Raw genomic sequence first — 19463 nt, 5'->3', positions numbered from 1 at the left:
CCATTCTGATTCACGCGCTTGACGGTAGGCGCGTGGTGGGGAGACAGTCAACTTGGTGTGGTTACTGTCCCAGAATGTGAGATGCCGCGGCTGCAGTGACAAGATGTAGAGGTGTCATCTTCACAGCAGCCCGTGCCACCTCCCCCATCATCCCACATGCCGGATTCGACGACGCAGGTCATCCAGATTTCGCGCCTGTCGTTCCTCGCGTGCGGGCTTCTGTTCCTTGCGCTGGCCTCTCCCGCCCTCGCGTGGCCCGAAGCTTTCGCGTGGACCCTCGTGATCCCGTTCCTCGTCGCCGCGTGGGTGGTCCGCGTGCGCACCGTCGTCGGCCCCGACGGAGTCGTCGCTCGCTCGACCTTCTCCACCACGACGATCCCGTGGGAGTCCCTGAAGGGCATCCGCTTCCCCAAGCGCGGCTGGGCCCGCGCGACGCTCACCGACGACTCCGAGGTTCCGTTGCCGGTCGTCACCTTCGGACGCCTGCCGCAACTCGCCGAAGCCAGCGGAGGCCGCATCACCGACCCCTACGCAGCCGCCGACGACGCGCGCGCAGCCGAAGCGGCCGCTGCCGAACGCTCACCGGCGAAGGACGACACGACATCCGGCACACGCGACGAGGTGAGCGAACCCGACTCGGATACCGAGACGAAATAGCACACGAGTAAATTCGACTGTGCCGCCACCCGGAACAGGCCCCAGCCACGGCGACCGGATGCGGTCCGCCGCTTGCGCACAACCCGTCAAGGAAGTCAGCCATGCCCCCGTTGAGGTCACGCACCACCACCGTCGGACGTAATGCAGCCGGCGCGCGCTCACTGTGGCGCGCCACCGGATTGACCGATTCCGACTTCGGCAAGCCGATCGTCGCCATCGCGAACTCGTACACGCAATTCGTTCCCGGCCACGTCCACCTCAAGGATGTCGGCGAGATCGTCGCCAAGGCCGTCAAGGCAGCCGGCGGCGTGGCACGCGAGTTCCACACCATCGCGGTCGACGACGGTATCGCGATGGGCCACGGCGGAATGCTGTACTCGCTGCCGAGCCGCGAAATCATCGCGGACTCCGTGGAATACATGGTCAACGCACATACCGCCGACGCGCTGGTGTGCATCTCGAACTGCGACAAGATCACGCCGGGCATGCTCAATGCCGCGATGCGCCTGAACATCCCGACCGTGTTCGTCTCCGGTGGGCCGATGGAAGCAGGCAAGGCGGTCGTCGTCGGGGGCGTCGCACAGGCACCCACCGACCTCATCACCGCGATCTCCGCGTCGGCCAACGACTCGGTGAGCGAGGAAGGTCTCGACGAGGTCGAGCGCAGCGCGTGCCCGACCTGCGGATCGTGCTCGGGCATGTTCACCGCCAACTCGATGAACTGCCTCACCGAAGCACTGGGCCTTGCCCTCCCGGGCAACGGCTCGACCCTGGCGACGCACTCCGCACGACGCGCACTGTTCGAGCGGGCCGGAACCACCGTCGTCGAGGCGGCGCTGCGCTACTACCGCGACGGCGACGAGTCCGTGCTGCCGCGAAACATCGCCACTCCCGCCGCCTTCCGTAACGCGATGGCGCTCGACGTCGCGATGGGCGGGTCGACCAACACGGTGCTGCACACGCTTGCCGCCGCCCAGGAAGGCGAGGTCGACTTCGACCTCGAGACGATCGACGCCATCAGCCGCAAGGTGCCGTGCCTGTCGAAGGTCTCCCCGAACTCCGACTACCACATGGAGGACGTGCACCGGGCCGGTGGCATCCCCGCACTGCTCGGCGAATTGCGACGCGGCGGACTGCTGGAAACCGATGTGTCGACGGTGCACACCAAGAGCTTCGACGAGTGGCTCGACACCTGGGACATCCGCTCCGGAAAAGCATCCGACGAAGCACTCGAGTTGTTCCACGCCGCCCCGGGCGGTGTGCGCACCACCGAGCCCTTCTCCACCGACAACAGGTGGTCCTCGCTCGACACCGACGCGGCCGGCGGATGCATCCGCGACGTCGAACATGCGTACACCGTCGAAGGCGGACTCGTCGTGCTGCGCGGCAACGTCGCCCTCGACGGCGCGATCCTCAAGACCGCGGGTATCGAGGAGGACCTGTTCTCCTTCCAGGGGCCTGCGCTCGTGGTCGAATCCCAGGAGGAAGCGGTCTCGGCGATCCTGCAGAAGCGGATCAAGCCCGGCGACGTGATGGTCGTCCGCTACGAAGGCCCCAAGGGCGGACCCGGAATGCAGGAGATGCTGCATCCCACCGCCTTCCTCAAGGGCGCCGGCCTGGGCAAGGTGTGTGCACTGATCACCGACGGCCGGTTCTCCGGTGGCACGTCGGGGCTGTCGATCGGGCACATCTCCCCCGAAGCGGCCGCCGGCGGCACGATCGGTCTGGTCGAGACCGGTGACCAGATCCGCATCGACGTCGCGACCCGCACGCTCGAGGTGCTGGTGTCCGACGAGGAACTCGCCACCCGTCGCGCCAAGATGGAGGCGTCGGAGAAGCCCTGGCAGCCGGTCGATCGTCAGCGCACAGTCACCACCGCGCTGCGCGCGTATGCCGCGCTGGCCACCTCCGCCGACAAGGGCGCGGTTCGCTACGTGCCCTGATCACGGGCACGAACGAGACGACGGCGGGGGCCGCACACATGTGTGCGGCCCCCGCCGTTTTCCGTGGTCTCAGCGGCCGAACAGCCACAGACAGACACCCGCCGCGACGCCGAGCAGCAACGCGACGAACGATCCGAGGAAGGGACGTGTCGCCCACTTGCGCGGGCCGTCGGCCGCGATCCTGCCGGGACCGGTGAGCGTGAGCGCCACCGCCGCTGCGGCGAGGAGAACCTCGTACTCGAAGCCGGAGCGGTCGGACGCGAAGTACTGCACGCCCGGCTCGAGGTCGTGCTTGAACAACACGGCGTTGATCATGATCGCGACCACCGCCGCCGCGGCAAGAGGTGTCAGCAGACCGAGCACGAGCAGCGCACCGGCCGCCGTCTCGCCGACCGCGCCGACGATCGCAAGCACCCGGGGCTGCTGATATCCGGCCTCGCGCAGCAGTTCCTCGAAACCGTCGAGTCCGGGCCCGCCCCACAACCCGACCAGTTTCTGCAGGCCGTGGGCGATCAGGGTTCCACCGACCGCGAGTCGCAGAATCAGCAACCCGAGATCGAGGGTGCCGCGTCGAACCTTGACCGGATGCTGCTCGACGGTCGTGGACGCGGGATCCGCCACGTAGCCACCGGCGGTGCCGGGCCGGTACATCTGCTCGGTGGGCGCCGCGTGGGCACCGCTACCGAACGACGATCCGTCGAGGTCGAGGTCGTCCTCGGACTCCAGCCGGGAGGCACGAGTGCGCCGCATCTGGAGTGTCGGCTCGTCGAAAGGACTCGATCCTGTTTCCGGCGATCGGCCGGTTTCCTTGTCGGTCACGCCACCAGGGTAGGACTCCGGGCGCCCGAGCACCCGGCATCCGGAGGCGACACGCGGCGTGCCGGTAACGTTTGCGCTATGACGTGGGGCAGGCAGTCGACAGGTTCGCGCGGTGTTCGCACGGCGGCGGTGGCACTGGCCGTCGGGGTTCTCGCGCTGTCGTCCTGCGCGAGGTTCGACGATGCGGCATCGACACCGTTCACCCCCGAACCGACCTTCGATTCCGGCCCCGGTTTCGGGCCGCAGGACCCCACGACGACCACGACGACGCCGAACGCCTCCGCCGTGCCCCCGGGACCGTGTGAAGACCCCGATCCGGCAGTGGTCGCGACCTGTCTCGACACGACCGGCGGGCTGGTGACCCTGCCCGGCGGTGGTGCCGCACTCGTGACGGAACGACGGACCGGACGAATCCTCCAGGTCGCGCCCGACACCGAGCCCGTGGAAATCGCCACCGTCCCCGTCGACGCTTCGGGTGACGGCGGCCTGCTCGATGTGGCGCTGTCCCCCACCTTCGACGAAGACCGGTTGCTCTACGCCTACATCACCACCCCCACCGACAACCGGGTCGTGCGGGTCGCGGCCGGCGACACCCCGAAGGATGTGCTGACCGGCATACCCCGCGGCGCGACGGGAAACGGTGGCGCCATCGAATTCACGTCCCCCACGGAGATGGTCGTCCTCACCGGAAATGCGGGAAACGGCTCCGCGGCAACCGATCCCGCTTCTCTGGCCGGGAAACTGCTCGAGTTTCCGCTTCCGGCGCCGGGCACCGCACCGGTGCCCACCGTGGTGCTCTCGGGCATCGGCACGGCCGGTGACGTGTGCCGCGACCCGGGCGGCAATCTGTGGGTGACGGACCGGACCGAACTCGAAGATCGTCTCCAGCGCATCGGCGCGGACGGCTCCGTCGGTGCGGGCCCGGCATGGACTTGGCCCGAGCGGCCCGGCGTGGCGGGATGCGCCGCGTCGCCGGACGGTATCGCGGTAGCGCTGACCGGCGGGAAAGCGGTCGCCGTGGTGGCGATCGATCCGGGATCGGGTGCGGTCACCGCCGCGCCGGTCCTCACCGTTCAGGATCGCTACGGCCTGCTTCGCGGGGCGGCGTCGTCCCCGGACGGTCTGCTCTGGATCTCGACGGTCAACAAGTCCGGCGGTGAACCCGGACCGAACGACGACCGCGTCGTGCGCATCCAGTTCCCCGCGGGCGGCGGCGGCTTCGACTGAGGTCCGGCCCGCCCGGGCAGAGACTGCGGTCCGGGAAACGTTCGTGCAGACACCACCGCGGCCGGCCCGGAACGGGCTCGGCCGCGGTGGTGTTCAGCAGGACGTCAGCTACAGGCAGCGATAACGAGTTCCTTGACGCGGGCGGGGTCGGCCTGTCCGCGTGTCGCCTTCATGACGTCGCCGACGATCTTGCCCGCGGCCTGGACCTTGCCGGAGCGGATCTTCTCGGCGATATCCGGGTTCGCGGCGAGCGCCTCGTCGACGGCAGCCTGCAGCTTGCTGTCGTCACGCACCACGACGAGTTCGGGATGCGCCTCGAGGATCTGCTCGGGATCGCCTTCACCCGCGAGCACGTGATCGACGACCTGGCGGGCGACCTTGTTGTTGAGCTTGCCGCTGTCGATGAGCGCAATGACCTGCGCGACCTGCTTCGGACTGATCGGAAGATCGGCCAGTTCGACTCCGCGCGTGTTGGCCTGCTGCGTCAGGTACGACACCCACCAGGATCGCGCCGCGTCGGCGGGCGCACCCGCCTCGGTGGTGGCGATGACCAGGTCGAGGGCGCCGGCGTTGACCAGGTCGCGCATCACCTCGTCCGAGACACCCCATTCGGCTTGGATGCGGGCCCGACGCAACCACGGCAGCTCCGGGAGCGTGCCGCGCAGTTCTTCGACCCACGCGGCGTCGGGTGCGACCGGTTCGAGGTCCGGCTCCGGGAAGTACCGGTAGTCCTCCGCGGTTTCCTTGCGGCGACCCGGGGATGTGGTGCCGTCGGCCTCCTGGAAGTGCCGGGTTTCCTGGATCACCTCACCGCCGGAGAGGAGCACTGCGGCTTGACGGCGCATCTCGTAGCGCACGGCCACCTCGACCGACTTGAGCGAGTTGACGTTCTTCGTCTCGGTACGGGTACCGAACTCCTTCGCGCCGATCGGCATGAGCGAGATGTTCGCGTCGCACCGCATCGATCCCTGGTCCATGCGCACATCCGACACGTCGAGCGCGCGGAGCAGGTCGCGCAGGGCGGTCACGTAGGCGCGTGCCACCTCGGGCGCGCGTTCTCCGGCACCGACGATCGGCTTGGTGACGATCTCGACGAGGGGCACTCCCGCACGGTTGTAGTCGAGCAGCGAGTGGCTCGCACCGTGGATCCGGCCGGTGGCGCCGCCCACGTGCAACGACTTGCCGGTGTCCTCCTCCATGTGCGCGCGTTCGATGTCCACGCGCCAGGTGCTGCCGTCGTCGAGCACCACGTCGAGGTAGCCGTCGGTGGCGATGGGCTCGTCGTACTGCGAGATCTGGTAGTTCTTCGGCTGATCCGGGTAGAAGTAGTTCTTGCGCGCGAACCGGCCCCACGGGGTGATCGAGCAGTTCAGGGCCAGACCGATCCGGATCGCCGACTCGACCGCCGCCTGGTTCACCACAGGCAGTGCGCCCGGGAGACCGAGGCACACGGGGCACACCTGGGTATTGGGCTCGGCGCCGAACCCCGTCGGGCACCCGCAGAACATCTTGGTGGCGGTGTGCAATTCGACGTGCACCTCCATGCCCATCACGGGCTCGAACTTCGCGAGCACGTCGTCGTAGGCGAGCAGGTCGGCAGACACAGAGGCAGTCATGCACCTGATTTTAGACCGCCCCCCGAACGGGGCGGCGCGGGCTCGTACCCGGCCACCCCGCGCGGCCTCAGCCGAAGAGAACGCGCATTTCCTGATAGCGCGACTCGGGCACGAACTTGGGGTCGGCAAGCGATTCGTCGAACCCGACCCGGGCGATCTCGGTGCCGTGCAGCGCGACCATGTGTCCCCATTCCTCGTCGGCGACGAGATCGGTCACCGCCATACCGAGGCGGGTTGCGAGCACCCGGTCGAACGCGGTCGGAACACCACCGCGCTGGATGTGTCCGAGCACGGTGGCGCGGGTTTCGATGCCGGTGCGCTCCTCGATCAGGGGCGCGAGCACCTCGCCGATACCGCCGAGCCGGGGGCGATCGAACCCGTCGAGTCCCTTGGTCGAATACGCCTCGTCCATATCCGGGAACTTGAATCCCTCCGCGACGACCACCATCGGCGCACGTCCGCGGTTGCGGACGCTGAGCACCCATTCGCAGATCTGCTCGAGGCTCTCGGGGTGTTCCGGGATCAGGATGGCGTGGGCGCCACCGGCGGTACCCGAATGCAGCGCAATCCATCCTGCATGCCGGCCCATCACCTCGAGGACCATGCACCGTTTGTGGGAATTGCCGGTCGTACGCAGCCGGTCGATCGCCACGGTGGCAATCTCCACGGCGGTATCGAACCCGAAGGTGTAGTCGGTGTGGCTGAGGTCGTTGTCGATCGTCTTGGGAACACCGACGATCTTGATCCCGTCCTCGAACAGGCGTTTCGACGCCGCCGCCGTGCCCTCACCCCCGATGGCGACGACTGCGTCCACCCCGAGCCGGTCGAGAGTGGCCTGAATGTTCTGCGCACCGCCCTGCGGGCCCTGATAGGGGCCGAACCGGCTGGTACCCAGAATGGTGCCGCCCTGCTGGGCCAGACCACGAACTCTGCTGCGATCCAACGGAATCGCGTCGCCTTCGACGAGTCCCCGCCAACCGTCGAGGAAACCGACGAACTCCTGGCCGTGGACTTCCGTGCCTTTCAGGACCGCGCCGCGGATGACAGCGTTGAGGCCCGGGCAGTCCCCGCCGCTCGTAAGAATCCCGATCGTCGTCATGCATACCTCCGTCGAATGGACTTCGTTCCGCCCTGCCATCCTGCCCGTTACGCCGCGACAGGGCAGCCCTAACCCGGAGTCACCAGCCCCGATTCGTAGGCGATCACCACCGCCTGCGCACGGTCGCGCAGGTGAAGCTTGCCCAGAACCTTGCCGACGTGGGTTTTGACGGTCTGCTCGGCGACGAACAAGCGCTCGGCGATCTCGGTGTTCGACAACCCGTGCGCGATCAGTTCGAGGACTTCGAGTTCACGAGGGGTCAGGACGCCGAGTGTGTCGTCACGCCGACGCCGTGAGGGGCGACGCCGGGTGACGTCGGCGATCAGTCGGCGCGTGACGGTCGGCGCGAGCAGTGCCTCCCCCTTCGCCACGACGCGCACGGCACGGACCAACTCGTCGGCCGGTGCGTCCTTGAGCAGGAACCCGCTCGCCCCCATCCCGAGCGCCTCGTACACATAGTCGTCGAGATCGAACGTGGTCAGCATCAGCACACGTGAACGGGGTTCGCGCGTGTCGGAGAGGATGAGCCGGGCCGCGTCGAGGCCGTTCATCTCGGGCATCCGGACATCCATGAGGACGACATCCGGTCGCAGCCGCGCTACCTCGGTGACGGCGGCCCGCCCGTCGGGCGCGTCGCCGAGAACACTGATGTCCGGCTGCGCGGCAAGCAACGCGCCGAAGCCTTGTCGCACCATCGCCTGGTCGTCGGCGATGAATACGGTGACGGGTCTCTCGAACTCGATCATCGGCCGCCAGCCTAGGCCGCGAGCGTCGGAAGCAGTGCCCGCACCTCGAATCCCCCGTCGGGTCGCGGGTGTGCGACAAGGTTTCCCCCGACGGCCGCAGCGCGTTCGGCCATCCCGCGGATGCCGGTGCCGCCGCCGTGGTCCGGTGCCGAATCACCCGGTTCTCCGGGGCCGTTGGTCACCGAGATCGTCACGGTTCCTTTTCCCCACTCGAGGCAGGTCGCTACTTCCGCGCCGGGCGCGTGCCGTGCGCTGTTGGTGAGAGATTCCTGCAGGATTCGATACATCGTCAGCGCCACGGCGTCGGTCACGCCCACCGGCACCCCCGTCGTCCGGGCATCGAGCCGGATCCCGGCGCGCCGTGAGGCCTCGAACAGATCGGCGATCCGGTCCAGGCCGGGTTGCGGCGCGCTCTCCGGCAGTTGTCCGTCGCTGCGGAGCACACCGAGGAGGCCGCGCACATCGTTGAGCGCTTCGCGAGCGGCGGCACCGATCGTGTCGAATTCCGCGCGCACCTCGTCTGGCATCGTAGGGAGCCGATACGGTGCGCTCTGCGCCTGCACGACGATCATCGACATGTGGTGGGCGACGATGTCGTGCAGGTCGCGCGCGATGTGCGCCTTCTCTTCGAGGATCGCGCGCCGTGCACGCTCGAGTTCGCTGACCTCCTCCTCGTGTGCGAGTTGCCGACGGGAGATCACGAGCCAGCGCACGAGTAATCCGAACACGACGACGGCGGTGATCCCGATGGCCCAGCCCCAGCCGTCGTTGCCCGGCACGAATCCGAAGAAGAGCAGTACCGTCGCAAGCCATACCGCGAAGACGACGCGGATGTCTTCACGGACGCTCACCGCTGCGACCAGCACAAGCATCACGATGATGTGCACGACCTGCCACGGGTAGTCGAACCCGTCGACGCGGTCGACGACGACCGGGACGACGAGCGCCGTCGCCGCGGTGAGGGCCCAGCCGAGAAGCGGCCGGACCCAGACGAGCAGCATCGGGAACACCGCCGCCGCGGACAGCAGCGGCATCACCTGGGGCGACACCTCGTGGGTCAGGCGCAGGGTGGGCCAGGCGACGGCGTACAGAATGAGCGTCACCGCGACGACGCACATCGATGCCCAGTGCCGGCGGACGAACCGCCCCGTGGACCGCATTCCCGACGATTCCCGCTTCTTCACACGTTCACGCTAGGTTTTGCGCCCCTCGCCTGTCCTCATACCTGAGAGTGAGATCCGGGCGACCCTCCGGTACGGGCCGCTTGTGCCGGACCGCTCCGCCGCGTGATCCGTGCGGGTGTGTTCCGTTCCTAGCGTCGCCGCCATGACATTGCGATCGCTGGTCCACCGGGGTGCGGCCGTCCTCATTGTGGGCGCAGGGGCGGCGTTGTGCGTAGGCGCGACGCCCTCCGCGGCCACCGGTATCCCATCCCCATCGGCCGGAGCGCCGCGCGCGCTCGCGGCCACCGCCGCCGTGGATATCACGGCCCCCGCTGCGGCGGTCCACGCTCTCGCGACCGACGACACCGCCGCTGCGATGGCGGCGTTTCCTGCGGACTTCGCCGCCACGATGGGTTACTCGCCGGTGACCGAGCCCGGGTTCACATCCACAGAGGTCCTCGCGGACCCCGACGGGGACTGCTCGTCACCGGTCCCGCTCCCCAGCTCGTTCGACGCCGCGTGCCGTGTCCACGATCTCGGGTACGACATGTTGCGTTTCGCCCGGGACAGCGGACAGGAACTGGGTCCCGACGCTCGCCGCGAGCTGGATGCGATGCTCGCACGTCACCTGCGTGCCACGTGCGAATCCGATGCAGCACAGAGCGATCCGTCCTGTATGCCCGCGGCTCATCTCGCCACGACCTTCGTGCGTCTCAACTCCTGGCGCCAGGGCTACCGCATCCCGATCTCCGAATCCCCCGCGTCGTTCCTGATGGTGGCAGGTCTCGGCGCACTCCCGGTCGTCTTGGGCGCGTGGGCAGTGCGAAGGGCGGCCCGCCGATGAGCATCCTCGCTCGCGACCACACTGCCGGGTCCCCGCCGTTGCACCCGGGCACCGCCGGGCGCGTCCGGTCCGTCCTGGCATCGTCGGGACCGACGATCGGTACCAGTGTCACAATCGCTGTCGCACTCTGGTTTTCACTCGCGCCGTCGCTGCTTCCCCGCACGTCGTCGACGCAAGGGCTGGTGTCCGGACTGGTGGTCGTGCTGGCACTGGCGGTCCGGGCGGGTATCGCGCGAATGCGCGCCCCGCGCCCGGCACGCGTATCCGGCGAGACCGAGGTGCGGTACCTCGCCGCGTCCGTTGCCGCCGCGTCCGTCGTGATCGCCGGGACCGGCGCGCACCACTGGCAGAACGCGCTGCGAGAGGCGATGGGACAGGCACAGATCGGGCCGCGTTATTGGCTCGACGTGTTCGTCACGGCATCGATCGTCGCCGCGCTCCTCGTCTTCTCGGCACGGGCGGTACGCACGATCCTGCGGTCCCGGCAAGGACGACGAATTGCGGTGACGATCGGTACAGCCTGTCTCGCAACATGGTTCGCCGCCGGATCGGCACTGCTCTCCCCTGCCCCCGGCGCCCCGGACCCCACTTCCCTGTCGCCTCTTCCGTCCGCCGCGGGGCTCGCGGGATCGAAGGATTCCCTCGTCGGATGGGACACTCTCGGACGTGAGGGGCAGCGTTTCGTGTCCCTCGCCTCCGCCGGATCCGCTGTCCGCACCTACGTGGGTCTGGAGTCCGCCCCGGACGTCCCGGAGCGTGCGGCACTGGCCGTCCGGGAACTGGAACGCGCCGGCGGATTCGACCGCGCGCATCTCGTGCTCGCGGTACCCACGGGGTCGGGGTGGGTGGACGCGCACGCCGTCGAGGGCTTCGAAGCCCGCTGGGGGTCCGATGTCGCGATCGTCGCTCAGCAGTACTCGGACGCCCCGAGTTGGATGACCTTCCTCACCGATCGTGACGCAGCCGCCGAATCGGCCCGCACACTGACCTCTGCCGTGCGCGCCCACGTCGACGGCATGCCGGCGTCCCACCGCCCCGAGGTGCACGTGTACGGGCAGAGTCTCGGCGCGTCCGGTGCCGCAGCCGCGTTCCCCGATGCCGAACCGGGGTCGTGCGACACGGTGCTGTCGGGCCCACCCGCCGGGATGAGCCTTCCGGGAGGAACCGTCCTGGCGAACAGTTCGGATCCGGTGGTGTGGTGGCAGCCTTCGCTGCTCTGGTCGCCTCCGGACCTGTCACATGCGCGGGTGGATGCCCCCGTCCCGCCGTGGTTACCGGTGATCACCTTCGCGCAGACGACCGTGGACCTGCTCACCTCCCTCGACGCTGCGCCCGGCCACGGTCACCGGTACGGACAGGATCAGGCGCAGTGCACTCCGTGATCGAGCGGCGACACGGAACGACCCGCAGGCTCCGGGAGGGAGCCTGCGGGTCGTCGACGGTGACGCGGGGACGCTCAGGCCACGATCGGGCCCCGGGCAGCCTCGTATGCCGCACCCACGCGGTAGAGGCGCTCGTCTGCCATCGCCGGAGCCATGATCTGCAGGCCGACCGGAAGCCCGTCGTCCGCGGACAAGCCCGACGGCACCGACATCGCGCAGTGACCGGCGAGGTTCGTCGGCAGCGTGCACAGATCGGACAGGTACATCGCGAGCGGATCGTCGACCTTCTCGCCCAGCTTCCACGGAGTGAACGGGCTCGTCGGGGAGACCAGCACGTCGACCTGCTCGTACGCCTTGTCGAAGTCCTGCGCGATGAGACGACGCACCTTCAAGGCCTGGCCGTAGTAGGCCTCGTAGTAGCCGGAGGAGAGAGCGTAGGTACCGATCATGATGCGGCGCTTGACTTCTTTGCCGAAGCCCGCGGCGCGGGTGGCCGCCATGACCTGATCGGCGCTCATCGTGCCGTCGTCGACCCGCATGCCGTAACGCATCGCGTCGAAGCGGGCGAGGTTGGACGACACCTCGGACGGGAGGATGAGGTAGTAGGACGCGAGCGCGTACTCGAAGTGCGGGCACGAGACCTCGACCACCTCGGCGCCGAGCTTGGTCAGAGTCTCGACTGCCGCGTCGAACGAGGCGATCACGCCGGGGTTGTAGCTGTCGGAATGGAGTTCCTTGACCACACCCACCCGCAGACCGGTCAGGTCGCCGGATGCACCCTGACGGGCAGCGTCCACCACCGGGCGCACCGGGGCGTTCACGGAGGTGGAGTCGCGCGGGTCGTAACCGGCGATCACCTCGTGCAGCAAGGCGGTATCGAGGACTGTGCGGCCACACGGCCCACCCTGGTCGAGCGACGATGCGCACGCCACCAGTCCGTACCGGGACACGGTGCCGTACGTGGGCTTGGTGCCGACCGTTGCCGTCACCGCGGCGGGCTGGCGGATGGATCCACCGGTGTCCGTGCCGATCGCGAGGGGCGCCTGGTAGGACGCGAGCGCGGCCGCGGAGCCGCCGCCCGATCCGCCCGGGATGCGATCGGTGTCCCACGGGTTGCGGGTGGGGCCGTACGCGGAGTTCTCGGTCGACGAGCCCATGGCGAACTCGTCCATGTTCGTCTTGCCGAGGATCGGGACGCCCGCCTGCCGCAGCTTGGTGGTCAGCGTCGCGTCGTACGGCGACACCCAGCCCTCGAGGATCTTCGACCCGCACGTCGTCGGCATGTCGGTGGTCGTGAACACGTCCTTCAGCGCGATCGGCACGCCCGCGAGCGAGGACGCCGGCGTCTCGCCTGCGGCCACGGCGCGGTCGACCTCACGCGCAGCGTCGAGCGCCTGCTCTCCGGCCACGTGCAGAAACGCGTTGTAGTCGCCGTCGACCGCTCCGATGCGGTCCAGGTGCGCCTGGGTCACCTCGACGGACGACAGGTCACCGGCGTGGATCCGCGAGGCGAGCGTCGCGGCGTCGAGCCGTGTCAAATCGGTGCTCATTCGCCCTCCCCCAAGATCTGCGGGACGGAGAACCGTCCTTCCTCGACGAGGGGTGCACCCGACAGCGCCTGCTCGGGCGACAGTCCGGGAATCACCTCGTCCGGCCGTGTCACGTTGGTGACGGCGTTCGGGTTCGCCATCGGCGCGACATCGTCCGCGGCCACCTCCGACACCGCCTTGACATGGTTGAGGATCGAATCAAGCTGGCCGGAGAACTCGTCGAGTTCGGCGTCGGTCAGCGCGAGCCGGGACAACCGGGCGAGGTGCGCGACCTCGTCACGGGAGATGTCAGGCACCGTAGGTGGCCCCTTTCCGATGGGAATTGAACTTCCTGTCCAGGGTAGTGCGTGCCCGATACGGTCGTGCAGTCGGTTCGATCACCCCCCGTGCGCCCCGTTCGCCGTCGCGCTGTTTCGTTCGTACAAAGGAATTGTTGCGTTCTTGTGAATCGGATGGCCGCGACCGGGCATTTTCGGGTGAGGATCGCCGAATCCGGTGATGGGCGGTCACAATCGGCGTGCGGCGGGTGGAAAGATGTGCCCCACCGGGGTGCACTGCGATCCCGGGCCGGCGTACGGGGCGCCGGCATCCTCTGGGAAGGGACGTACGTGTCATATCTCTTGCGTGTCCGGCTACCCGATCGTCCCGGTAGCCTCGGCGCGCTCGCCTTGGCTCTCGGTTCTGTCGGAGCGGACATCCTCTCGCTCGATGTCGTGGAACGCGGTACGGACTACGCGATCGACGATCTCGTGGTCGATGTCGATCCGGGCAAACTGCCCGACACCCTCCTGACCGCCGCGGAGTCGCTCGACGGTGTGACGGTCGATTCCATCCGGCCGTACGCGGGCATTCTGGACACCCACCGGGAACTCGAGTTGATCGATCACGTCGCCGCGGCCCGGGACGACCGGCTCCAGGTTCTCGTCGACGGTGCACCACGTGTGCTGCGGGTCGGATGGGCGACGGTGCTCGGAATCGGTACACACGGCATCTACCGCATCGCCGGAAGCGCGGGAGCCCCCGAGACGCACCTGGCCGACGTTCCGTGGATGCCTCTGGCGAAATCGACGCTGCTCGACCACGAAGCGGACTGGGTTCCCGGCCTGTGGCGCGACATGAACACGATGCTGGCCGCCGCCCCGCTGGGAGCGCCCGATCGAGTGCTCGTGCTGGGCCGGCCCGGTGGACCGGAGTTCCGTCCGTCGGAGATCGCCCGGATCGGCTATCTCGCGGGCATCATCGGCACCGTTCTCGTCTAACCCGCGGCAGCGTTACTCGGGCCCCTCCGCCCACAGTTCGGGTGTCAGACCTCCACCGGCGGATACAGCCGCTGCATGGTGTACCGCCGGTTTCGTCTCACCGCCAGGGCGCTTGCGGTGAGGGACACCAGCAGGAGCCCGACCAGGACTGCCACGGCCACCCACAGGCGCGAGTCGACCTGTTCGGCGACCGTGAGCTGCCGCAACCCCTCGACGGTGTAGGACATCGGGTCGAAGGGATGGATGTACTGGAACGGTTTCGCAGTCGTCGGTACCGGATAGATGCCACCTGCCGAGACCAGTTGCAGCATCAGGAATGCGAGGGTGACGACCCGCCCGACGGCCGTCCCGAAGACCGCGTTGAATGCTTGGATCATGGCGAGGTACGTCGCCGCGATGAGTATCAGGAACAAGATCGTGCCGGCGAGGTGCTTGACGTCGAGACCCACGCCGAAATGCACCACCGCGTACATGACCAGCGCCTGCAGGATACCGACGAGCAGCGCCGGCCAGTACGACGCGAAGACCGTGCGGTACAACCCGACTCCTCCGACCGTCGGCCGGGATTGCAAGGGTGTCAAGAGCATCCACGTGATGATGCCGCCGACGAACAGTGCCAGTGAGAGGAAGAAGGGAGCGAACCCGGTGCCGAACGTCGACGCGAGGTTGTTGTAGTCCTGCTTCAACGCCACCGGTGACGCCAGGGTGTCGGCAGTCGCGGTGCGCTGCTGGTCCGACCAGCTCGGGACCTCGCCTGCGCCCTGCGACAGCTGCTGGGCCAGTTCGTCCGAGCCCGATTGCAACTGTTCCATTCCCGACGACAACTGACCGGCACCGTCGGCGAGCCGGAAACTCCCGTCCGTCAGCTCGATCAGCCCCGAGTTCAGCGTCCCCGCGCCCGAACTCAATTCGTCCACCCCGTTGCGCAACTGCTCCACATCCGACGCCAGATCGCCGCTCTGCAGCAATGCCAGCCCGCTCTGGAGGGGACTGTTCGGGTCGAGCAGTTCGTACTCGACGGCCTGGGCTTCGCCCTGCAGACGCACGATTTCCGCGCGCAACGCTTCCGCGTCTGTCTGCACCTGCTGCGCTGCGAGCGGGCCCAGCACGGCAAGGGCTTGCTGGGCAAGCGGATCGTTGCTCTGCCCCAGCACGTCGACGACCGTTTGCAGCGCCGACCCCGCCGCGGCTTCCACCGGCTGGGGCACCCGGCTTTCCAGTGCGATGAGCGATTGCCTCAGTTGCGTCACCCGGTCGGCGATATCGGTCGGTGCGCCGCTGTTGAGGAAGCCCAGCAGCGGATCGGCGACGCCGTCCACGGCGGTGGCGAGTTCGTTCGCGCCGGTGGCCAGCCGGGCCGATCCGTCACGGGCGGTGACGAGGTTGTCGGCGAGTTCGCGCGACCCCGAGGTGAGCTGGTCTGCTCCGCTCTTGGCCGTGTCGATCCCGTTCGCGAGTGTGCCGGCGCCGTCCGCTGCCTTCTTCAGCCCCGAACCCGCGCTTTCGAGCCCGGTGAGTATCTGTCCGACGCCCTCCGCGCCGATGGTGGCGTTGATCTGGTTGAGCACCTGTTCGGAGGCGTCCTGCGCGATGATCGTGGCGAGATAGTTGTTGGCGTCGTTGAAGGTGAACACCAGGTTCGCCTTCTCCGGATTGTCCCCGCTGGGGGATTCCACTGCCTCCGTGAAGTTCTCGGGGATGGTCACGGTGTAGTAGTACTTACCGCTCGCGAGACCGGCAGTCGCCTCGCTCTCCGGCACCTCGATCAGATCCAGCTTTCCCGAGTCGAGCAGCGATTTGACGACTTGATCGCCGGCATCGACCTGTTGGCCGGTCGAGGAACGTCCGGTGTCGTTGTTGACGATCGCCGCGGGGATCTTGTCGACCGCACCGAACGGATTCCAGAACGCCCACAGATACATCGCGCCGTAGAGCAGCGGCATGAGAATGATGGTGACGAGCGCGACACGCGGCATCGTGCCGCGAAAGTACCGTGTGATGTCGCTCCCCAGCGAAAACGCAGCCAGCATCGCTACCCCGTCTCGGTCATGACGCCGATGTCGCCCGGCCCCAGAAGATCGTGCAAGTCCACCAGGGTCCGCACCGCGGCCCCGGGAGGAATCGGATTCACGTCGGCGGTGATCACCGATTGCGTCTCACCCAGTGCGATCAGCCTCTCGAGGAGAACCGCGCGCTCGGCGTCGTCGGCGATCCGGTCGAGCCGCCCGACGACCAGCAGCGGAGGTCGCCGGGTGTTCGCGACCGCGATGCGCAACAGCATCTGCTGAAGTTCCGGCAGGTCGTCGACGAAGGCCCGCAGGTGCGGGAGTTCGACGTCGCCGAACACCTCCTCGCACATGTCCGCGACCCCGCGTTCGTCGACCCGTGGCACGAGCCGGTACCAGGGCGAATCCCACCGCTTCTGTTCGGTGACGAGGTCGCGCACGGTGACCGAGGGTGGCACCTCGTCGAGTTCGTTCAGGCACGCGATCGCGGAATGAGCGAACACCTTTCTCGGGTTCTCGTATCCGAGGACGGTGAGCGAACCGCCGGTCAGGCGCATCCGTCCGCACAACGCCATCATCAGCGCAGTGCGCGCCGCCCCGGCCGGTGCCGCGAGCACGGAGACTCCGCCTTCGTCGATATCGAGATCGAGCGGACCGAACACGTGTCCCCACGGCCCGTCCAGTTCGATGCTCCGTGCCGAAACGAGCGTTCCCGGAACCGGCGCCCACGACGCGCTGGGGTCCGTCACAGACATTTCGACCATCTCCACCCCACGTCTCCGGCGTCGGAACATCAACGCCTTCGCCTCGGAGCCCGTCGCGCGGACCGATCCGACTCGCAACACGACGACCACCGGAGGACACGTTCACAGCACGCTCTTCCGATCATGCCGTTGTTGACGGCGACCGAGAGGCGCTTTCCGGGATGTGTCAGGAGATAGGGGCGAGCACCCGGCACCGGCGAGGGGAACACGGCCGCGCCGCCGGGTGGATGCCCATCGGGGGCGTTACCCCACCTCGCGCACGGCGTCGGGGCCTCGGTCGAGCAGGATTCTGAACGCGTCCTCGTCTATCACGGGCACGCCGAGATCGGTTGCCTTGTCGGCCTTGGTGCCGGGGTTGTCGCCCACCACCACGAATGCGGTCTTCTTCGATACCGAACCGGCGGCCTTGCCGCCTCGCGCCAGAATGGCTTCCTTCGCCTGATCGCGCGAGAAGCCCGCGAGCGTGCCGGTGACCACGATGGACAGACCCTCGAGTGTGCGTGCGATCGACTCGTCGCGTTCGTCCTCCATACGCACCCCGGCAGCGGCCCACTTGTCGACGATGGCGGCGTGCCAGTCCACCGTGAACCACTCGACCACAGCGGCGGCGATCGTGGGGCCCACGCCTTCGACAGCGGCGAGTTCCTCGAGGGACGCCGCCCGGATCCGGTCCAGGCTGCCGAACTCCGTCGCGAGAGCGCGTGCCGCCGTGGGGCCGACGTGCCGGATCGACAGCGCAACGAGGACGCGCCACAGCGGCTGTTCTTTCGCGTTGTCCAGGTTTTGCAGCAAACGCTCGCTGTTCTTCGACAGCGCACCTTTCGAAGTCAGAAAGAACGGCGCCTTCCGGAGGTCGTCCTCGGTCAGGGAGAACAGATCGCCCTCGTCGGAGATCACGTTCGCTTCGAGCAGGGCCGTCGCCGCCTCGTATCCCAGTGCCTCGATGTCGAACGCGCCGCGTCCGGCGACGTGGAAGACCCGTTCGCGCAACTGCGCCGGGCAGTTCCGCGAATTCGGGCAACGCAGGTCGACGTCGGCTTCCTTCGCGGGCGCGAGAGGGGTCCCGCACTCGGGGCAGACGTTCGGCATCACGAATTCGCGTTCCGTGCCGTCGCGCAGGTCGACGACGGGTCCGAGGACCTCGGGGATGACGTCGCCGGCTTTCCGGATCACCACGGTGTCGCCGATGAGCACGCCCTTACGCACCACTTCCGACGCGTTGTGCAGCGTCGCGAGCGAGACGGTGGATCCGGCGACGGTGACCGGTTCCATGTACGCGAACGGCGTGACCCTGCCGGTGCGTCCGACGCTCACCCGGATGTCGAGCAGTCTGGTGGTCACTTCCTCGGGCGGGTACTTGTAGGCGATCGCCCAGCGCGGGGCGCGCGAGGTGGCACCGAGCCGGCGATGCAGGCCCATGTCGTCGATCTTCACGACCAGGCCGTCGAGTTCGTGCTCGATGTCGTGGCGGTGTTCGCCCCAGTACCGCATGCGCTCGACGACGGCGTCCGCTCCCCGGACGCGGAGGGTGTGCGGCGAGACCGGCAGACCCCACGCGGCGAACGCGTCGTACGCCTGCGACTGCGATTGCGGCGAGAACCCCTCGATGCGGCCGTACCCGTGGCAGTACATGCGCAGCCGACGCTGCGCGGTGACCGCGGGATTCTTCTGTCGCAGCGACCCTGCCGCCGAGTTCCGCGGATTCGCGAACGGCGGTTTTCCGGCGGCGACGAGACCGGCGTTGAGGTTCTGGAAGTCTTCGAGACGGAAGAACACCTCGCCACGTACCTCGAGCAGCGTCGGGATCGGGTATTCCTCGGTGGCGGTGAGCTTTTCGGGCACCTCGTCGATCGTGCGCGCGTTGAGCGTGACGTCTTCACCGGTACGGCCGTCGCCGCGAGTCGCGGCGCGCACGAGTCGGCCGTTCTCGTACACCAGGCTCAGCGCCACACCGTCGATCTTCACCTCGCACAGGTAATCCGGGTGTGTCCCGGTCTCGGTCTCCGCGCGCGCGAGCCATGCCCGCAGCTCGTCCTCGTCGAAAACGTTGTCGAGGCTGAGCATCGGCTCGAGGTGGCCGACGGCGGTGAAATCGGTCGCGAACCCGCCGCCGACGAGCTGGGTCGGTGAGTCCGGCGTGCGCAGCTCCGTGTACTGCTCCTCGAGCGCCTGGAGTTCGCCGAGCAGTGCGTCGAACTGACCGTCCGAGATGATCGGCGCGTCGCGCACGTAGTAGCGGAACTGGTGCTCCCGTACCTGCTCGGCAAGATCCTGCCAGCGCTCGCGCGCCTCGGGAGGAGCGGTGGCAGGCGCGTCCGTCGGTTCACTCACAGGTCACAAGACTAGTCGAGGACCCCGACAACTCCGCAGCGATCCGATCGCACCGGA

Annotated in this window: 16 protein-coding genes; 6 read left to right on the top strand and 10 right to left on the bottom strand. The window is 68.0% G+C overall.

All coding sequences use genetic code 11. The features are described 5' to 3' along the window. Positions 1–132 precede the first annotated feature (132 nt). Together ACLQ3J_RS19260 and ilvD are read left to right on the top strand one after the other, a co-directional pair. Positions 133–657 carry a PH domain-containing protein gene (locus ACLQ3J_RS19260; protein ID WP_169619641.1) on the top strand — a complete coding sequence of 175 codons (525 nt, stop codon included), beginning with the start codon at positions 133–135 and terminating at the stop codon, positions 655–657. Positions 658–758: 101 nt separating this feature from the next. Next, positions 759–2600, top strand: a complete 1842-nt coding sequence (gene ilvD, locus ACLQ3J_RS19255; RefSeq protein WP_169619642.1) for a dihydroxy-acid dehydratase — start codon at positions 759–761, stop codon at positions 2598–2600. 69 nt (positions 2601–2669) lie between these two features. On the opposite strand, the gene ACLQ3J_RS19250 is transcribed toward ilvD, so the two are convergent. Beyond that, complete coding sequence (locus tag ACLQ3J_RS19250) at positions 2670–3419, bottom strand: DoxX family membrane protein (RefSeq protein WP_296550417.1); 750 nt, start codon at positions 3417–3419, stop codon at positions 2670–2672. Positions 3420–3497: 78 nt separating this feature from the next. Here ACLQ3J_RS19250 and ACLQ3J_RS19245 point away from each other — a divergent pair, with 78 nt between their 5' ends. After that, on the top strand, positions 3498–4646 hold the full coding sequence (locus ACLQ3J_RS19245; RefSeq protein WP_169619643.1) for a PQQ-dependent sugar dehydrogenase: 1149 nt from the start codon (positions 3498–3500) through the stop codon (positions 4644–4646). Between the two features lie 104 nt (positions 4647–4750). Here ACLQ3J_RS19245 and gatB read toward each other — a convergent pair whose 3' ends face one another. The 4 genes from gatB to ACLQ3J_RS19225 all read right to left on the bottom strand — a co-directional run bounded on the left by gatB (position 4751) and on the right by ACLQ3J_RS19225 (position 9267). Further along, positions 4751–6262 (bottom strand): Asp-tRNA(Asn)/Glu-tRNA(Gln) amidotransferase subunit GatB, encoded by a 1512-nt coding sequence (gene gatB / locus ACLQ3J_RS19240; RefSeq protein ID WP_169619644.1) that lies wholly within the window; start codon positions 6260–6262, stop codon positions 4751–4753. A 67-nt stretch (positions 6263–6329) separates the two neighbouring features. After that, complete coding sequence (locus tag ACLQ3J_RS19235) at positions 6330–7361, bottom strand: 6-phosphofructokinase (protein ID WP_169619645.1); 1032 nt, start codon at positions 7359–7361, stop codon at positions 6330–6332. Between the two features lie 68 nt (positions 7362–7429). Next, the gene (locus ACLQ3J_RS19230) at positions 7430–8107 is read right to left on the bottom strand and encodes a response regulator (RefSeq protein ID WP_169619646.1); all 678 of its coding nucleotides are present in this window, start codon (positions 8105–8107) and stop codon (positions 7430–7432) included. An 11-nt stretch (positions 8108–8118) separates the two neighbouring features. Then, complete coding sequence (locus ACLQ3J_RS19225; RefSeq protein ID WP_425904238.1) at positions 8119–9267, bottom strand: sensor histidine kinase; 1149 nt, start codon at positions 9265–9267, stop codon at positions 8119–8121. A gap of 166 nt (positions 9268–9433) precedes the next feature. Between ACLQ3J_RS19225 and ACLQ3J_RS19220 the strand changes: the two genes are divergently transcribed. After that, a complete protein-coding gene (locus ACLQ3J_RS19220; RefSeq protein ID WP_425904172.1) occupies positions 9434–10114 on the top strand; it encodes a hypothetical protein in 681 nt (226 codons plus the stop codon). After that, entirely contained in the window at positions 10084–11496 is a 1413-nt protein-coding gene (locus ACLQ3J_RS19215) for an alpha/beta-hydrolase family protein (protein WP_425904171.1), read from the top strand. The genes ACLQ3J_RS19220 and ACLQ3J_RS19215 overlap by 31 nt, the downstream gene beginning before the upstream one ends. Positions 11497–11570: 74 nt before the next feature. Here ACLQ3J_RS19215 and gatA read toward each other — a convergent pair whose 3' ends face one another. Then, positions 11571–13046, bottom strand: a complete 1476-nt coding sequence (gatA, locus tag ACLQ3J_RS19210) for an Asp-tRNA(Asn)/Glu-tRNA(Gln) amidotransferase subunit GatA (protein WP_296550420.1) — start codon at positions 13044–13046, stop codon at positions 11571–11573. Continuing rightward, positions 13043–13342 (bottom strand): Asp-tRNA(Asn)/Glu-tRNA(Gln) amidotransferase subunit GatC, encoded by a 300-nt coding sequence (gene gatC / locus ACLQ3J_RS19205; protein WP_169619649.1) that lies wholly within the window; start codon positions 13340–13342, stop codon positions 13043–13045. Before gatC ends, gatA begins: the two co-directional genes overlap by 4 nt. A gap of 312 nt (positions 13343–13654) precedes the next feature. On the opposite strand from gatC, the gene ACLQ3J_RS19200 reads away from it, so the two are divergent. After that, the gene (locus ACLQ3J_RS19200; RefSeq protein ID WP_422425100.1) at positions 13655–14305 is read left to right on the top strand and encodes an amino acid-binding protein; all 651 of its coding nucleotides are present in this window, start codon (positions 13655–13657) and stop codon (positions 14303–14305) included. 44 nt (positions 14306–14349) lie between these two features. On the opposite strand, the gene ACLQ3J_RS19195 is transcribed toward ACLQ3J_RS19200, so the two are convergent. The 3 genes from ACLQ3J_RS19195 to ligA form a co-directional block, all read right to left on the bottom strand. Then, the gene (locus ACLQ3J_RS19195; RefSeq protein ID WP_425904170.1) at positions 14350–16335 is read right to left on the bottom strand and encodes a YhgE/Pip family protein; all 1986 of its coding nucleotides are present in this window, start codon (positions 16333–16335) and stop codon (positions 14350–14352) included. A 2-nt stretch (positions 16336–16337) separates the two neighbouring features. Then, positions 16338–17066, bottom strand: coding sequence for a hypothetical protein (locus tag ACLQ3J_RS19190; protein WP_425904169.1), 729 nt, complete (start codon positions 17064–17066; stop codon positions 16338–16340). 252 nt (positions 17067–17318) lie between these two features. Continuing rightward, positions 17319–19406, bottom strand: coding sequence for an NAD-dependent DNA ligase LigA (gene ligA / locus ACLQ3J_RS19185; protein WP_425904168.1), 2088 nt, complete (start codon positions 19404–19406; stop codon positions 17319–17321). Between the last annotated feature and the right edge of the window lie 57 nt (positions 19407–19463).

It is taken from the genome of Rhodococcus sp. DT1 (assembly GCF_049844875.1).
Taxonomy (GTDB): domain Bacteria; phylum Actinomycetota; class Actinomycetes; order Mycobacteriales; family Mycobacteriaceae; genus Rhodococcus.
Note: the sequence above shows the minus strand (reverse complement) of the source record. Positions and strands in the feature narration are given on the sequence as shown.